Consider the following 15,797-nt stretch of genomic DNA (forward strand, 5'->3'; position numbering starts at 1 on the left):
TTAAATATTCTGAACACCGCTTTGGGCACCCCGCGTCGGCGGTTCACGTTGTCGACAATGTATTGATCAGCGATTTTCGCATTTCTCACTCCGCTTGTTTCCAAGCGCAGACGGGAGCTGCCAGTCGTGTGCACACGTGTGAAACGTGTCATCAATACCTCCTTCCAGGACGCCCCGCCCCGGGTTGGTTGAACAATTGATGGCAGGTCTCCTGACTTGCGGGTCCGCGCTTGGCCAACCTTCCCGACCCTTGGGGTCAGTGGCTATTTGGCATAGCTCACCGCTTACAGTTGCGGGGGCAGTTACGGAATTGGCGCCGCTTGGCATTCCTCACCGTATTCCCTTTTCATCCCTCTGACGTATCGTTGGGAACCATCTGCTGCCTGAGTGCCCGAGATCAAGAAATGCGTCAATAACTTTCTCCAAGCTTAAGTCTTCGAAGGTAAGCCAACGCAATACTAGCGAATACGGCGCCAACCGTGTCCGTTTTGAAGTCGTAAATCGATGGATCCCACCCTACCAACTATTGACCGGTAGACTTCATTCTGATGCGAAAACGGCTGTTTGAGATCAAAAGGAATGAGGCAGTAAGGCTGCCATAAGTCACTTCATTTGAAAGAAAAACCAAAAAGGGTTAATCTGCGGGCATTTAGAAGGGGTTGGCTGTCAGATTTCTTTGTAGAGGTTAATTATTGCCTGGGCTTGCTCGGGAAAAGGGGGTTCGTTGACACATTATTTGCCAAACGCTTCACCAGAAGACGTGGTTGACGATATCATCGACCAGAATTTTGAAGCGATCGCGAAGTGGAAAGGTCGAAGGTTAAGAGCGCAACATGGGCGCAGCCATGGGTGTGTCAAAGCCACTTTCACAATCCGGGACGATCTGCCGGAAAGGTTGCGCCATGGCCTTTTCGAAAAGGCAGCAAGTTATTCTGCAGCAGTTCGCTTTTCCAACGGTGCGCATCTGGACGATCGTAAAACCGATGCCCATGGAATGGCGGTCAAACTATTTGATGTGCCGGGCACCAAACTGATCGACGTCGAGGCACTTTCACAACTCAACATCTCGCAAATCAGCGATGAGTTCGACTTTGTTCTTGTCGATCGGGACACTTTCCCCAGCTACCTTTCCGACGATTATGAACGGCTAAGCAGCCTGATCGCCACACTGCAAGCCCTACAACACGCGGCAAATAAGCGTCGCAGCTGGTCATTGAAGCTGATCGTTCGAGGGTTGGTGGCCCTGTTTCGCGCATTTGCCACACAAAAAGGCAGGCGACGCCTTCAGACTGCGAGCGATTTTGCCTCCAACTACATGCAGTCGCCATTCGAGGCGCATTTCTGGTCAACGACGCCCTATCGGCTGGGGACTGACCTGACAGTACGATACCTCGCCCGCAGCGTTCGACATAAGGTAGCAACTAAACCGGTGGACGAGCATGACGGCATCAGCCTGAAACTCCGTCAGGACGTCGCCAGTGACGGCAATCGATTTGAGTTCTGTATAATCGAACCACCGCGTAACGATGGCGACTTCGATCCGCTCGATAACCGCGTCAGATGGGCCTGCGATCCAAAGCCAGACGCACCACTTGACCCGTTTCATCGCACGGTTACACCCATCGCAGATATTACCATCGAAAAAGATGCAGAATTTGATCCGCTCGATGGTGATACCCTGTCATTTTCGCCATGGCGTGTGACCGCCGAGCACAAACCTCTGGGCCCGATCAACGCAATCCGGCTTAAGACTTACCTCAGCCTCGCCCGCGCCCGTTTTCCAAACCGATGATCAATTGGAGCCATTTAGATGCTGAATATTGATGATCTTATCAATCTTGGGTTCAAGATCGCACCACGCACGACAAGCTATATCTCAGCCATGAGGCTTGCGAATGCAGCGCGGGTGCACCGGCCGCGGCCCTATACATTGGGTGCGGACTATACCAGCTGGCCAGGCGTCTATTCCAACCGTTGGATTGGTCGTCACACAACGCCCGAAGATCCTTCGCCGATCCTGCCATCGGAAAGTGAAGTGGCCGACTTGTTTCGCCGAAGAACTCAGATAGATGGCAGCCCGCTTACCTTGTCGTGCCCGCAAGGCACGACCGTTCTTTTCATCTCGGTCGCGCAATGGTTCACCGACAGCTTTCTGCGGACCTTCGGGCCAACCGGACCGTTTGATCAGACTGATTCAAACCACGAAGTCGATCTTTGCCAGATCTACGGGTTGAATGATTTTCAAACTGATATGTTGCGCGAAAGAGACCCCGAAACAGGCGAAATGACCCACCGACTGGCGTTTCGGATGGATGCGAACGGCGAGATGTGGCCACCGAAGCTGTTCCAGAAAGATCAATCCGGTGGAGTTAAGCTGGCCCCGCCATTTGATGGCAGTCTCGCCGAGGGTGATAATGCCGCGCGGCCCCTGCATGATCCTTGCAAGCTGCGTAACTCCTTGAAACGCGCACATCCCGAGCTGACGTGCCAACAAGTCGATCAAAGGCTGCTTGATTTTCACGCAACCGGCCTAGACAACGGCAACGGCACGATCGGCTATACTGCCATCAACACATTGATGATGCGCGCGCACAATACATTTGCCGATCTTCTCTGGCGCGAGAAACGCGGCACTGACGGTTGGGATAAAGAGCGCGTGTTCCAAACCACGCGGTGCACTCTGATCGCGCTGCTGATCAAGCTGGTGATTGAGGACTATATCAGCCACGTGGCAAACATGCCTTTTCATCTGCCGGTCGGCGTCAACCGCTGGCAGCGTTGGCATCATTCAAACCAAATCGCGATTGAATTTAACTTGCTGTACCGTTGGCATTCAATGATCCCCGAGCGTTTCGTCATCGACGGCGCTCAGGTCGAGCCGACTGGATTCCGGTTCAACCCTCGACTCGTCGAACAAACGGGACTTGGGGAAATGATCCGCTCTCTCTCGCGCCAACCCGCAGCCAGGATATCGCTGCGCAATACACCTGATTTTCTGTTCGAAAGGCCTGCAGAAGGTGTGCCCTCACCGGTCGAAGCAACGATTGCCCTTACACGCAAAGCACGACTTCCCTCGCTGAACGCCTATCGTCATCATTTTAAACGTCGAGTACACTCGAGCATCGCGGATCTTGTGGGGGATCAGCCCTTCGCCGACGAGCTAATCGCCGACCTGAGCAGAATGTATTGCAATGTTGACCGGATCGAGTTGTTTCCGGGCTTGTTCGCCGAGCAGCACAAGGGGACCGTCATTATGGGTGACTTGATGACGTCAATGGTGGGGTATGACGCGATCACGCAACTCATGAACAACCCAATGGTCTCAAAGAACCTGTACTCGGCCAAGACCTTTTCGCAAACGGGTCATCGGCTGCTGCTAAAAACCTCTTCATTTGCGCAGGTCGCTGAATTTGTTGGTCTGAATCTTGCCCCGGATGACTGTGCATTGGGCCGAAGGCGCTAGGCCGAAACCCCGGCATCATTCAGCTTGGCAAGACGTGCAGCAATCTCAGGGTCAACTGGTCGCAGACGGGCCAGATCTTCTAATGCTCGTTTCTCATACAGAGCAGCTCCCTGATCACGGGCCACTTGTATCGCCGTTCGGCACGCGGCCTCGGCCTCATCAGAAGCGTCTTCCTGCTTTGCCAGCAGCGCAGCTCTGATCCGGTTTAGCTCGGCTTCGTAGTTCCGCTCTCCGGTTTGATCCGCAAATCTTAAACCAGCCTCAACTGCTTCCAGACCTTGCAGGATTTGACCAAGCGCGAGAAAGCCACGCGCAAGTTCAGTATGGACAAGAACACCTGCCGCCTTGGCTCCGGTCGCATGCATTTTTTCCCAGGCCGATTGCAGCAAGGCGACGCCCTTTGCTGGTTCGCCCGAACGTATCGACGCACCCGCGAGATGCGCGGTTGCAACCGCGTTGTAATATGGGCCAACACTGTCTCGCACGATCTTTGCAAAAGTCTTTGCCATATGCGGATAATCCGAATGATCGGTCTGCATGTAGATCTCGGTCTGCCAATGCATCGCATTTGCCACAGTCAGCGACTGCCCCAATGCCCCTGCAGCATCAACCGCACTTTTGGCGCGAGCCAAAGCACGTTCAGTATTCCCCAGGAAACTGTCGACCAAGGCAGCCATGCTCTCGATCTGTAACATCGCCGCGACATCCGGATCGTTTCCTGCCTCAGCAGCGTGTGCTTCGGCGTGCAAAGCTGCTTTTTCCAGCGCAGTCGCCGCAGCTATGAACTGTCCACGCGGTGCAAGCGCTGATCCACGTATGTAATTGCCGACCATGCACGTATGGTGATCATCATGGGCATCGATCATCGCCTGTCCCCAATGCTCGGCCTTGCGATAATCCCCTTTGACCATCGCAGCGGTAAAGAGACCCCTACCGGCGCGCACCATAGTGCGGCGATCTCCGAGTTTCTTGGAAAGCTCAAAGCTACGGTCGAACGCTGAAATTGCAGAATCCGCGCCATATCCGATCCGGACGCGTTCGGCGGCTGCAAGTAGAAACTGCAAGGAAAGTTCTGCCTCTTCACGATGTTCGGCAGGCAGTTTCTGCAGCAATCGCAGTCCGTTTCTAACGTGCTGCGCACCTTCTTGATTGGCATGGCGACGCAGGTTTATGCGAGCGGCTTCGATCCAGGCAGCCACGGCTTTGTCGGGCGCACCTGCCAACTCCCAGTGACGTGCAATCTGTTCCGGTTTGCGGGCCGCCTCAGGCTGTGCGTTCAGTGCTTCGGCTGCGCGTCGATGTAAATGCGCCCGCCGGTCTCGTACGAGGCTTTGATAGGCCGCTTCGCGGACAAGTTCGTGCCTGAACCGCCAGGCCCCGCTCGCATTTTTCCCTGTACCGGGTAAGTGTTGCAGTAAACCTGTTGATGCTAACTGGCGTATTGCCTCATCAGCTTCGGCTTCTGAGATGCCGCTGATATGCGCCATCATAGGTACGCCAAATGTACTACCTATGACTGCCGCCTCGACAGCTGTACGGCGCAATTCACCCACTTCGTCTATTTGCTGCGACAATAGGTCGTGAAGTGTCGCGGGAATGGCCCCCAGCTCACGTTCGGGTGAAGCTGCCATAGCAGTCGCGCATTCTTTGATGAAAAGAGGAATGCCGTTCCCACGGGTCACGATCTGCGCCATGGTTTCATCACTAAGCTGCGCATTTGATGCGGCACCGGCCAAAACCGCAGCGGTGTCATCATCCAGCGGTGATAGTGCAGTTATCTGCAGCGAAGGGATGCTTTCTTCCATAGCCCGCGTGACAGGATTTCGCCCGGCCAACAATAGCAGAACAGGTAATTTGCTAAGATGCTCTGCCACAGTTTGAAGAACCGAAAGGGTCGACGGATCTGCCCATTGCAAATCCTCGACCACGACAAGCACCGGCCCTTCGCGGCTTAACCCTTCAAAGACACGACGGAATATCGTAACGATTTCGGCGCGCAGCGCCTCTTCGCTGGCGGGTCCATGATCGCCGGGTCCTGGCGCGAGAACAAAAAACAAGGTGCCCAACTGGCCGTCATCCAGAATATAGCCCAGATGTTCCGTCATTCGGTTTCGTCGGATCGCGATGTCGTCGCTGTCGAGAATTCCGCACCAGCGTTCAATTTGTGAAATGAATGGAAAAAAGGGTGAGCTCACATGAAAAGGACTGCAATGATACGTCACCCAGGCCTGGGGGCCCACCGACGTACGCAGGTCCCGGATCAAGTGGGATTTTCCAATTCCTGCTTCACCTTGCAGATAAATTACCCTTCCTTTGCCGGTTTCCACGTCAGACCAAGCCGCATGAAGTTGTGCTCTCTCAGCGTCCCGCCCGATCAAAGGTATCCGGTCTTTATCCAATACCTGAATTCGGGTCTCACCTGCCAAGCGATACACTGGAACGGGCCGATCAAATCCTGCGAGGCTCTTTGCACCCAGGCCATCGAACTCAAGCTGCTCGCCCCCCAGTGCGCGGGTCGCAGCGGATATCAGCGTCCCACCGGGTTCAGCAAGGGCCTGTAACCGCGCAGCAAGATTCAGCGTAGATCCAAAGATCGCATCCGGCTGGATGTTGCTCCCGAGTGCAATATCCCCGACCAGCACGACGCCAGAAGCGATTCCGATGCGGCACTTCAATTCGGTTGGGCCAGACAACCCGGCCAGATCAGAATGTATGCGCAAAGCCGAGCGCATGGCCCTTTCGGCATTGTTTTCACAGGAAGAAGGCCACCCAAAGACCACCAAAACTCCGTCACCGACGATCTGCAGCACGCTGCCTCCAAAGGCATTGGTGGCATGTTCGACCAACTTCTGATAGCGCAGCGTGGTCGATAGCAAATCCTCGGGATCAAGGGTCTGGGCAAGAACAGTTGATCCGACAAGATCCACCATCATGACTGTGAGATGGCGATGCTCCATCGCGCCAAGATCAGTATCAGGACCAGCCGGGTGTAGCACCATCAGCTCACACCGTTTTCACACATCGCATGACTACGCGATTGTTTGCTCACAATTGAACCAACACTGAGCAATGAGAACATGCCCCCCTCGCAAAGCCTCATATAAACCTGCACTCGCCATCGCAGTCTGGCGACATGTAAGCTGCGAACACAGCCTATATGATGCGAGGCTATCTGGCTATGCCCAGCGTTACTCAGGTGCAGACTGCCTTCCCGTGCGAAACTTCTTTGGTCCAATTTCACCAATCACTACACAAAAATTGCCCTAAACTCCCGTGGTCTGGTCAAACAAATCGGGGGTGCTAGTGTTTCCTCAAAATTAGGCATCTACCATTCTGGAAGAATTGATGCGATTGCAGCATTGAAAACCTCAATGGCGGTATTGTGAGACGCGGCGTGCACCGTCGTTTAACGCAGGTGGGACGATAAGAATGACAACTGATAAGCTACTTCCGGTCGGGCTGGATTCTGAAACAGGTTTTTGGCTGGACACTCCAGAGCACCAGAACTGGTTGATGGAACAGGCGCGTCATCAGCTAGATTTTTTCAGTGCAAGCTGCCGAAATGGGCCTGGTTTCTTTCTGCTTGATCATGACGGCACCCCCCTGCCTGGCGAGGTGCAGGAACTGCACACGACCACCAGAATGATCCATTCTTATGCAATGGGTCATCTCTTCGGATTTAAGGGTGCCGAAAAGATAGTTGACCACGGTATGGCATTTCTTGAGAGCTCTCACCGAGACGCGGAATTTGGTGGATTTTTCTGGGCGCTGGAAGGTGACCGCGTCGTTGATGATCGCAAACTGGCTTACGGGCACGTCTTTGTTCTTCTTGCGGCGGCGAGCGCAAAGCAGGCAGGTCATCCGGGCGCGGACAGGCTCATGACTTACGCTCGAAAGGTTCTGGATACACATTTTTGGGACGAAGAAGCGGGACTGTTTTGCGACGAATGGAACAGAGATTGGACGCCGTTCTCCGACTATCGCGGGATGAATGCAAATATGCATGGTGTCGAAGCCCTGCTTACCGCGTTTGAAGCAACAGGGGACAAGGTGTATTTATCCCGTGCAGGCCGCATTCTGGATTTCTTTGTCGGCAGAGTCGCACCCAAAGAAAACTGGCGATTGCCAGAACATTACACGAGCGACTGGCAGATTGATCGCGCATATGTGGGCAATCCGATGTTTAGGCCAGCCGGTACAACTCCGGGACATTCGTTTGAATTGGGACGGTTGCAACTGCAATATTGGGATCTGTCGGGTCGCCCGAACACCGACGCACCGCATTCTGCGCGTCAGTTGATTGAACAGGCCCTGCGTGATGCCTGGCTTCCCGGCGGAGGCATCGCTTATACGTTGGACTTTGATGGACAAGTCTCAAACGAGAACCGGTTCTGGTGGCCTGTAACCGAAGCGATCAGTGCCGTTGCTGCATTGATCAGAATTGATAAAAAAGCAGAAGATGAGCACTGGTACAGAACTCTCTGGGGTTATGCGAATGAACGATTTGTGGACCATCAAAATGGCGGCTGGTTTCCGGCGGTGGACGAAAACGGCAAGGCCGTAACATCCATCTTTAACGGGAAACCAGACATCTATCATTCCCTGCAGGCCTGCCTGTTTCCGCGTTCAGGTCGCCTATCGAGAATGCTGCCGTTTTGACCTGCCAATCCCTGTCATTCAAAAGCGTGCAGAAGCCCTTTAATTGAAGAATCGGGGGAAATCTGGTAGTGTAGCCATATTCAACATCATCTGACGACCTGCCAATTCGGATACGTTTACAAACGAACGGATAGGAGAGATGAATGGCAAATCAAGCTAGCAAAAAGCACAGTACCCGCAAAGGAAGTGTCGAGGTTCGACCGCAACCGTCTGCCCATTCCGCTTTAGGTGAAAGGGCAGAAGCATCGGGCCTGATGACACCCCAAACTCTTAGTGAACGCGACGAGAAGGTTTCAAAGGTTCGCCGAAAAGGTGGTCCGCCATTGGAGGAAGACAACTCTGACAGTTCTGCAAGCGAGGCGGACCCAACCGAATTGGATTACTGACACATTTTGACATTACTATTACGGAGGCTGCCATGCCCTCGACCCATCAGCCAAGGATATTCAACACAGTAAATCTAACAGATTTTGATACAAACGGGCAAACGTCGACAGTCGGCGAGCCCACGGTCTCAAACAACGGAAATCAGATACTGGCCACTGGAAACTGGTACGCCAGCCGGTCTTTGGATGGTGGCCAAAGCTGGTCGCATATGAGCCCTTTCACCTTGTTTCCGCCAGCAGATGGAGGTTTCTGCTGCGATCAGACCACCATATATGACCCAAGCCGGGATTTATTGATCTGGCTGCTTCAATATATCGAACAGAACGGGACCAACACATTACGTGTTGCGGTCAAGCAAGGCCGCACACTTGGAAATGACAACTGGAACCTCTGGGATTTCACACCGGCGGGAATTGACCCATCGTGGAACGGCGAATGGTTTGACTACAACCATGTCTCTCTTTCAGAAAACTACCTGTATGCGGGAACCAACGTGTTCTCGGCCAGCAGCAACCTTTTTAGGAGGTGCGTCATATTGCGTATATCGCTGGACGAACTTGCAGCTGCCGCTGGATTATCTTTTGACATATTCGAAACGCAGCACAATTTCTCACTACGTTGTGTTCAGGGTGCGCGCGGTTCGATGTACTTCGCCAGCCACAATTCGAACTCGCAAATCCGCGTGTTCAGGTGGCCAGAGAACTCACCGGACGTTGATGAATTCGACATCGATGTCACCCCGTGGTTTGCGGGCAGCTATTCCGCGCCTACGGTTGGAGGCGGCGACTGGATGTCCAGGACCGATCCACGCATAATGGCCGGTTGGTTAGGGCGAGGCGCGCTGGGGTTCATGTGGACAGCCAACCAACAAGCCAACAGGCCAAACCCATTTGTCCGGACCGTTCGCATCGACGAAGCCACAATGTCCCTGATCGACGAGCCTGACATCTGGAATGATCAGATCGCGTTTTCCTACCCCTCGACAGCCGTAAATCGGTTCGGCGACGTCGGGCTGTCGATTTTCGCCGGTGGGGGCAATCTGCATCCAAGTCATGTCATTGGTACCTATGACGACATAGATGGAGTTTGGCGCTTGTCCCTCGCGCGGCAAGGAACGCATACGCCGTCCTTGGGCAAATGGGGAGACTACACGAACTGTGCCGAGATTGCAGATGACGGATTTACCTGGCTTGCCGCTGGCTACACGCTGCAAGGTGGGAGCACGCAAAGCGACATCGAACCAACAATGACTTGGTTCTCACAGCAGCGCTATGACGCGCCTCGACGTCATCCTCCTGCAATAGTCTAACCAACTAGATTAGTTTCAAAAGATTGGATCATACCATGCATACAGCGATGAAATCACAAGGAATAAAGTCTTTTTTGCGCCAAGAAGGACCGTGGTTGTTGAGTGCATTCGTCATAGCCGACTTATTTTATAAATGGGGCTCATTTGCATTGGAATGTGTTGGCTTCTTACTGACATGGTACGCCCTAAGCTGGATCTCGAGCCTGCTTGTGCGGGTCTTCACGGGTGAAAACTCCGCTCTCGGCGATTAAACTTACCGAACTACTACACACAGACTTCTCGGGATCAGCTTGGGCTTCATTTCAAACAAGCCTTCACGTACCCTGCAACTCAGTCACGACGTTGGATAAGAGCTCAATTCCTTGCGGGATTAACCCCGGTTGGATTGATGAGACACCAACCCGGAAATGATGCTTCCCTTCCGCTGCCTTCGAGAAACACGGTCCAATCGGCTCTACGATTACGCCCCGTCTGAGTGCTGCATCACAAATTGTCTTAGCCTCGAGTTTTTCATCGGGATCGGCTAGAACGAAAACAGTACCACCGAATTCACCTGCTCTCAGAAAGCTGGGTAACCGCTCACGAATCATCGAGTCTGCCAAATGCCAGCGTTGTTCATAGTTCTGCCGCACCCGGCGTAGTAAACCGTCGTAATATCCTAACCTGATGAACGCGGCGGCAGTATGTTGCAGTATCATGGGTGGGTGGCGCATCATCATGCCCCGGCAATCTCGCGCTGCATCGATAAACTCAGGCGCGGCTGCCAGATACCCCAGTCGCAAACCCGGCGAGAGCCCCTTGGATAAGCTGCCCAGATAGATCAGGCGGTCGGTATCATCCAGGCTCCGCAACGGCAGAAGCGGTGAATGACGATAGTCCACGTCGCATTCGTAGTCATCTTCGACAATGTAAAAGTCATAATCCTCAGCAGCTTGCAACAGTGCGCGCCGACGGCGTTCAGACAACGTGACTGTGGTTGGGTGTTGCCGGTTAGGCGTGATGAACAGCAGATCCGCGCCGCGCAGGCGCTCGTCAACAATGAGACCTTCCTCATCCACGGGTTGAAAGCTCACCTTGCCGAAATTGGCCTGAAGAATCTTGCGAGCATCCGGATAACCCGGATCTTCCATTACCGCAGTACGTTCACGCCCGCCAAAGAGCAGGCTGGTTATAAAAAGCCCATTCTGTGAACCCAATGTAATCAGTATCGATTCACTGGGCTCGAAAATTCCCCGCCGTGGCAAAATGCGTTGCCTGACCTGTTCGACAAGTTCTAGGCTGTCATCATAAAGTCCATCTGCAGACCAGATCTTGAGGTCTTTTCGGTTCATTGCCAGCCGGGTGCACTCACGCCAATCCGCAACTGGAAACACACCATCATCGATCTGATTACACACAAAAGGATAGGCATATTTATACCAGTCTATTGGGCGCGGGATTGTCTCAATCTCTTCAGTGCGACGCAGTTTGTTCAGTTTGTGGCTAATTGATGTAGCGGGCCTGGTATTCGACCGGCCAATCGCATCACTGTCCGTTCGTATCCCGCGGTCAGAACACACAAAATAGCCAGACCGAGGCCGTGCCTCGATCAGTTGTTCTTCCTCAAGCTTACGATAGGCTGCGACAACCGTATTAATAGAAACATCTAAATCCCGCGCCAGCACGCGGCACGAGGCAAGTTTCAGCCCGGAAGGCATCAATCCTTCAAATATGAGTCGCGATATCTGTGAGACGATCTGGTCGCGCAATCCGCTGGACTGAGATTTATCAATACTCAATCGTTGTGTCATATCCTACAGGGTCCCAGTCACAGTTTCCGCCGCGCGACTTGCAAACTGTATCCTTGTTTTCAAGTATTCCTTGCGAAAGGCAAAAGGCTAGTTATGCCCAATCGTCGCTCCGGAATCGCAGTCGGAAACAGGTGATCTGATTACGAATCGATTGATGATAACTCAAAAAGAAACTTCCACCAACCTTATGTAATAAAAGCGCTTCTACCGAAACGTGACTTCAATAAGTGTCCGGTAGGTGGGTATGTTCACTCGCCGTCAGTATACGGTCAGATACAAATTGTGGCGATCATCGAACGCCTCGCGCGATACAATCTGTACCCATTATTACAAGCAACTGTATCTTTCTCAGCGTTACTCCATCGCGTTTGCTGTAGCGATCCGGAAGGCTCCGCACTGAAACTAGGAGTAGTTCGGATCGTTCGATGCGATAAGGGAGGGAGACCGTTCGCATGGTTTTGCATGAGTGGAATACGCGTCAACACTCTGAGATGAGCTTCAGCCAACGACTGTATGGTATACGTCTGAGTTAGTTACCTTTGAACTTTGCCGCCAGAGACAGAGAACATCGAAGTTACACTCGGAATTTTTGAGGGAGAACCATATCCATGAAAAACACAGTGAGGTCGGAATGCTGATGCGCGGATTGGAAAAACTGACAAGCGCAATCTCAGAGGTCATGGGCCGTATCGGTTGGTTCCTGATCCTGTATTGCATGGCATTTGGTGTGTCGGATGTGTTCATGCGCTACGTACTCAACGCACCATCACAGTGGATTGGAACCACTTTGCAGGCAGCAATGGTATTGCTGGCCTGTACCGGAGGCGTTTACGCGCTGCAGCATGACAGCTTTGTCAAACTTGACCTTTTCTACGCAAATGCAAGCAAGCGATCAAAAGCGATCTTGGACGTCCTGACGGCGCCGATAGCTATTCTGTTTCTGGTCGCCTTGATCTGGAAAGGATACGAGGCCGCGTCATTGTCATTGATGCTCAACCAGAAAACTCCGACATCTATCCCGATCCCGATCTATCCAATCAAGTTTGCCATTCCGCTTAGCGGTGTAATGGTACTTTTGGTGGTCTTGAAACACTTGCTCCGCGATCTGCAAACGATCTTCGGGCGGGGCTAAGGCCGTTTGCCCGGTTACTCATAATTTCACGAAAACAAACTGATCCACTAACGAGGAGGAACTAACATGAAACCAAACAGGTTTATGCATACCACGATGTGGGCGGGCGCCTTTGCGGTGACCGCAAGCATAGCCGTCGCTCAGGACGGGCCGCCGGATGAAGTCACTGAATGGACTTTCCAGCCCGCATTTGACCAGACCGATGCTGGCTGGGACAACGGCCTGATCCCTTGGGTTGAGGCTGTTGAAAAAGCGACCGAAGGCACCGTTAAAATCCGCGTTGAGCCCGCCGGGGCACTGGTCAGTGGAGCAGAGGCCTTTGGCGCCGCCGCAGCGGGTTTGACCGACGGCTATGCCGGATGGGGCTCTGTCTATGGTGGCGATATGCCCGAAGGCATGCTGGCCTTTGGTATGGCCATGGGCGCCAACAACACCGAAGAAGCCTGGGAAGTGATGTGGGGCAACCCTGATTATCGCGTAGGCGACATCGTTCAGGAAGCGGCGCATGCGCGTAACCTGCATTGGGCTGGTTGGACCAATCAGGGCCCGAACGCGATGTTCACCAAGTTCCGCGTCGAAAAGATGGAAGATCTGGAAGGGCACAAAATGCGTGCCGGTGGTCCTCAGGCCATCTTCCACTCGACCATGGGCGGTGCGCCGGTATCGATGAATGGTGGCGAAATCTATACTGCCATCAAACTGGGCACGATCGAAGGCACATACTGGGACACTGGCGGCATCGACGACATGTCGTTCCACGAAGTGATCGATTATGCGATCATGCCCGGCTGGAACCCTGCCCAGCATCAGGAGATCTTTATCAACCTGCAAAGCTGGAATGCCCTGACCGACTGGCAGCGCGAAAAGATCGATGGCGTCTTTGAAGAAACCTACTTCGAAACCAGCCGCATGCACGCGGAAGGCGTCGAAGAAGCGCTGCAAATTTTGCGTGATGCCGGTGGTGAAGTGATCGAGCTGAGCGACGAAGAAGTTGCTCGTATGCGCGAGAAGTCCATTGCGGAAGTGTGGCCGCAGGTTGCAGCTGCTTCGGATGGCAACGCCAAAGGCGTCGAAATCTTCAAGAAGTTCCTGGAAGACAAGGCAAACGCGCAATAATCCCGCGCCGCGTGAAAACTCACGCATTGCTAGAAACGCTTCTGCTGGCCCGACTGTCGGGCCAGCAGATTAGATAGGCGCATGCCAGCGTTCGAAAGATTGCAGGCAAGCAACCTGACATAGACCGCGCGAACGGCCACTAGGTAAGGAAACTAAAGATCATGAGCCTCGAACTAATTACAGCGCTGTATTTCTTAATACTGTTTGGGATCCTTTTTATGGGCCTGCCGGTTGCGTTCGGTTTGGGTGGAACGGCGGTGCTGTTTGCCTTGGTTTTTGAACCCCGCGCGCTGCTATCGGTACCAAGTGCCTTCTATTCAACACCCTGGAACTCGGTTCTGGTCACAGTTCCCCTGTTCCTTTTTATGGGTTCACTCATACGATTTTCTGGGATAGCCGAGACGGCCTATGATGCCGTGTACAAACTGATCGGCCATATTCATGGCGGTCTCGCCATGGGCACGGTACAGGTTTGTACGGTGTTTGCTGCCATCACCGGCATCACACCTCCGGCAACGACCACAATGGGTCAAATCGCTTACCCGTCAATGATGCGCTATAAATATGATCGCCGTATCGCGATTGGCTGTATCGCGGCTGGCGGTGCGTTGGGCGCGCTGATCCCTCCCAGCGTTCCCTTCATTTTTTATGGTTTGCTGGCCAAGGTTTCGATCGGTGATCTGTTCATGGCAGGCCTCTTGCCGGGCCTGATGCTGGCGACATTCTATACGATCTATATCGGCGTACGCTGCAAAATTCAGCCTGAACTGGGACCCGCGCTGCCTGCAGATCAGAAATTCACCCGCGCCGAAAAACTGACCGCAGTTCTCAGCATCTGGCCATTTGCACTGCTGATCATCATCGTTCTGGGTGTCATCTGGGGCGGAATCGCGACCCCTGCCGAAGCTGCGGCGTTTGGTGCAGCAGGTGCGTTTGTCATCAACCTGATCTACGGAAAGCTGACCTGGGAAGTTTTGAAGGAATCGCTGGTTTCCACTTTGAAACTCAGCGGCATGGGTCTGTGGATCCTGATCGGTGCAACTGTCTATCTGAATGTGTTCAATACTCTGGGCAGCCAGGACCTTTTGACCAACCTGGTACTTTCCATGCCGGGCGGCAGCACAGGCATCCTGCTGATGATGATGCTGATCATCCTCGTTCTGGGTATGGTGATGGACGATTGGGCTATCATCATGCTGTGTACCCCGCTGTTCATTCCAATCATTGATGAGTTGGGAATCGACAAGCTGTGGTTTGGCGCACTGTTCATCGTGAACATCCAGATCGCCTATCTGACACCTCCGTTTGGTTTCGTGCTGTTCTGGATCAAAGGGGTGCTACCCAAAGATGTCAGCATGGGCGACGTCTACAACTCGGTTGGCCCGTTTGTTGTGCTGCAGTTTGTTGGTCTGACACTAATCTTCATCTTCCCGCAGATCGCAACTTGGCTGCCAAGCATCCTGAAATAACCCGGAGGTTCCGATGTATAACCATATCCTCGTTCCAGTCGCACCCGATCACATCAACGACTGCTCCTTGTCTCTGGATGCTGCAAGCCGTCTGCTGGCAGACGGAGGAACCGTATCGGTGCTATCGGTTCTCGAAGAACTTCCTTCGTATATCGGCTCGTACTTTCCTGCGGAACAGGTTCAGAAAAGCGTTTCAGAGTTTGAAGAAAGGCTGGGCACAGCCGTGGAGGCTTCGAACATCAGTACGCATGTCGTGACCGGGCATCCCACAAACTCGATCCTCGATTGGGCTGAAAAACACAAAGCGGATTGCATCATCGTGGCGTCGCATCAACCGGGTCTTTCGGACTATCTGATCGGCTCAACGGCTGCACGTGTTGTCCGGCATGCCCAATGCAGTGTTGTTGTGCTTCGTGGAAAATAGAACCGAAGACCAATAACCTACCGCTTCTGCAACTAATTGATGGCTGGC

General features: G+C 53.3%; 11 protein-coding genes and 1 riboswitch. Of the genes, 9 read left to right on the forward strand and 2 right to left on the reverse strand.

Annotated features, from left to right (window positions below):
* Nucleotides 1-184: 184 nt before the first annotated feature.
* A riboswitch (cobalamin riboswitch) is annotated at nucleotides 185-392 on the reverse strand.
* A 332-nt stretch (nucleotides 393-724) separates the two neighbouring features.
* Both ACR0MQ_RS10975 and ACR0MQ_RS10980 read left to right on the forward strand, forming a co-directional pair.
* Nucleotides 725-1,792: a catalase family protein gene (locus tag ACR0MQ_RS10975; protein WP_170774458.1), complete on the forward strand. Its 1,068-nt coding sequence runs from the start codon at nucleotides 725-727 to the stop codon at nucleotides 1,790-1,792.
* Nucleotides 1,793-1,810: 18 nt separating this feature from the next.
* Nucleotides 1,811-3,463, forward strand: a complete 1,653-nt coding sequence (locus tag ACR0MQ_RS10980; protein ID WP_170774460.1) for a peroxidase family protein — start codon at nucleotides 1,811-1,813, stop codon at nucleotides 3,461-3,463.
* Here ACR0MQ_RS10980 and ACR0MQ_RS10985 read toward each other — a convergent pair.
* Nucleotides 3,460-6,462, reverse strand: coding sequence for an ATP-binding protein (locus ACR0MQ_RS10985; RefSeq protein WP_480608105.1), 3,003 nt, complete (start codon nucleotides 6,460-6,462; stop codon nucleotides 3,460-3,462). The two genes, ACR0MQ_RS10980 and ACR0MQ_RS10985, sit on opposite strands and share 4 nt — an antisense overlap.
* A 430-nt stretch (nucleotides 6,463-6,892) precedes the next feature.
* Between ACR0MQ_RS10985 and ACR0MQ_RS10990 the strand changes: the two genes are divergently transcribed.
* From ACR0MQ_RS10990 to ACR0MQ_RS11000, 3 genes are all read left to right on the forward strand, one after another.
* Complete coding sequence (locus ACR0MQ_RS10990) at nucleotides 6,893-8,122, forward strand: AGE family epimerase/isomerase (protein WP_480608108.1); 1,230 nt, start codon at nucleotides 6,893-6,895, stop codon at nucleotides 8,120-8,122.
* Between the two features lie 143 nt (nucleotides 8,123-8,265).
* The gene (locus ACR0MQ_RS10995; RefSeq protein WP_170780535.1) at nucleotides 8,266-8,508 is read left to right on the forward strand and encodes a hypothetical protein; all 243 of its coding nucleotides are present in this window, start codon (nucleotides 8,266-8,268) and stop codon (nucleotides 8,506-8,508) included.
* 32 nt (nucleotides 8,509-8,540) lie between these two features.
* Nucleotides 8,541-9,818, forward strand: coding sequence for a hypothetical protein (locus tag ACR0MQ_RS11000; protein WP_170475347.1), 1,278 nt, complete (start codon nucleotides 8,541-8,543; stop codon nucleotides 9,816-9,818).
* 314 nt (nucleotides 9,819-10,132) lie between these two features.
* Here ACR0MQ_RS11000 and ACR0MQ_RS11005 read toward each other — a convergent pair whose 3' ends face one another.
* A complete protein-coding gene (locus ACR0MQ_RS11005; RefSeq protein WP_480608112.1) occupies nucleotides 10,133-11,596 on the reverse strand; it encodes an aminotransferase-like domain-containing protein in 1,464 nt (487 codons plus the stop codon).
* Between the two features lie 643 nt (nucleotides 11,597-12,239).
* Here ACR0MQ_RS11005 and ACR0MQ_RS11010 point away from each other — a divergent pair.
* The 4 genes from ACR0MQ_RS11010 to ACR0MQ_RS11025 all read left to right on the forward strand — a co-directional run bounded on the left by ACR0MQ_RS11010 (nucleotide 12,240) and on the right by ACR0MQ_RS11025 (nucleotide 15,749).
* The gene (locus ACR0MQ_RS11010) at nucleotides 12,240-12,740 is read left to right on the forward strand and encodes a TRAP transporter small permease subunit (protein WP_170543928.1); all 501 of its coding nucleotides are present in this window, start codon (nucleotides 12,240-12,242) and stop codon (nucleotides 12,738-12,740) included.
* Between the two features lie 66 nt (nucleotides 12,741-12,806).
* Complete coding sequence (locus ACR0MQ_RS11015; RefSeq protein ID WP_010441629.1) at nucleotides 12,807-13,856, forward strand: TRAP transporter substrate-binding protein; 1,050 nt, start codon at nucleotides 12,807-12,809, stop codon at nucleotides 13,854-13,856.
* A gap of 161 nt (nucleotides 13,857-14,017) precedes the next feature.
* Nucleotides 14,018-15,325 carry a TRAP transporter large permease gene (locus ACR0MQ_RS11020; protein WP_010441630.1) on the forward strand — a complete coding sequence of 436 codons (1,308 nt, stop codon included), beginning with the start codon at nucleotides 14,018-14,020 and terminating at the stop codon, nucleotides 15,323-15,325.
* Between the two features lie 13 nt (nucleotides 15,326-15,338).
* Nucleotides 15,339-15,749 carry a universal stress protein gene (locus ACR0MQ_RS11025; protein ID WP_010441631.1) on the forward strand — a complete coding sequence of 137 codons (411 nt, stop codon included), beginning with the start codon at nucleotides 15,339-15,341 and terminating at the stop codon, nucleotides 15,747-15,749.
* Nucleotides 15,750-15,797: the final 48 nt, after the last annotated feature.

The organism is Ruegeria sp. AN6 (assembly GCF_056540425.1).

Coding starts and splice junctions, on each gene's coding strand:
- ACR0MQ_RS11025 (WP_010441631.1), top strand. CDS start 15,339: ATGTATAACCATATCCTCGTTCCAGTCGCACCCGATCACATCAACGAC.
- ACR0MQ_RS10990 (WP_480608108.1), top strand. CDS start 6,893: ATGACAACTGATAAGCTACTTCCGGTCGGGCTGGATTCTGAAACAGGT.
- ACR0MQ_RS11015 (WP_010441629.1), top strand. CDS start 12,807: ATGAAACCAAACAGGTTTATGCATACCACGATGTGGGCGGGCGCCTTT.
- ACR0MQ_RS11000 (WP_170475347.1), top strand. CDS start 8,541: ATGCCCTCGACCCATCAGCCAAGGATATTCAACACAGTAAATCTAACA.
- ACR0MQ_RS10980 (WP_170774460.1), top strand. CDS start 1,811: ATGCTGAATATTGATGATCTTATCAATCTTGGGTTCAAGATCGCACCA.
- ACR0MQ_RS11020 (WP_010441630.1), top strand. CDS start 14,018: ATGAGCCTCGAACTAATTACAGCGCTGTATTTCTTAATACTGTTTGGG.
- ACR0MQ_RS10995 (WP_170780535.1), top strand. CDS start 8,266: ATGGCAAATCAAGCTAGCAAAAAGCACAGTACCCGCAAAGGAAGTGTC.
- ACR0MQ_RS10985 (WP_480608105.1), bottom strand. CDS start 6,462: ATGGTGCTACACCCGGCTGGTCCTGATACTGATCTTGGCGCGATGGAG.
- ACR0MQ_RS11010 (WP_170543928.1), top strand. CDS start 12,240: ATGCTGATGCGCGGATTGGAAAAACTGACAAGCGCAATCTCAGAGGTC.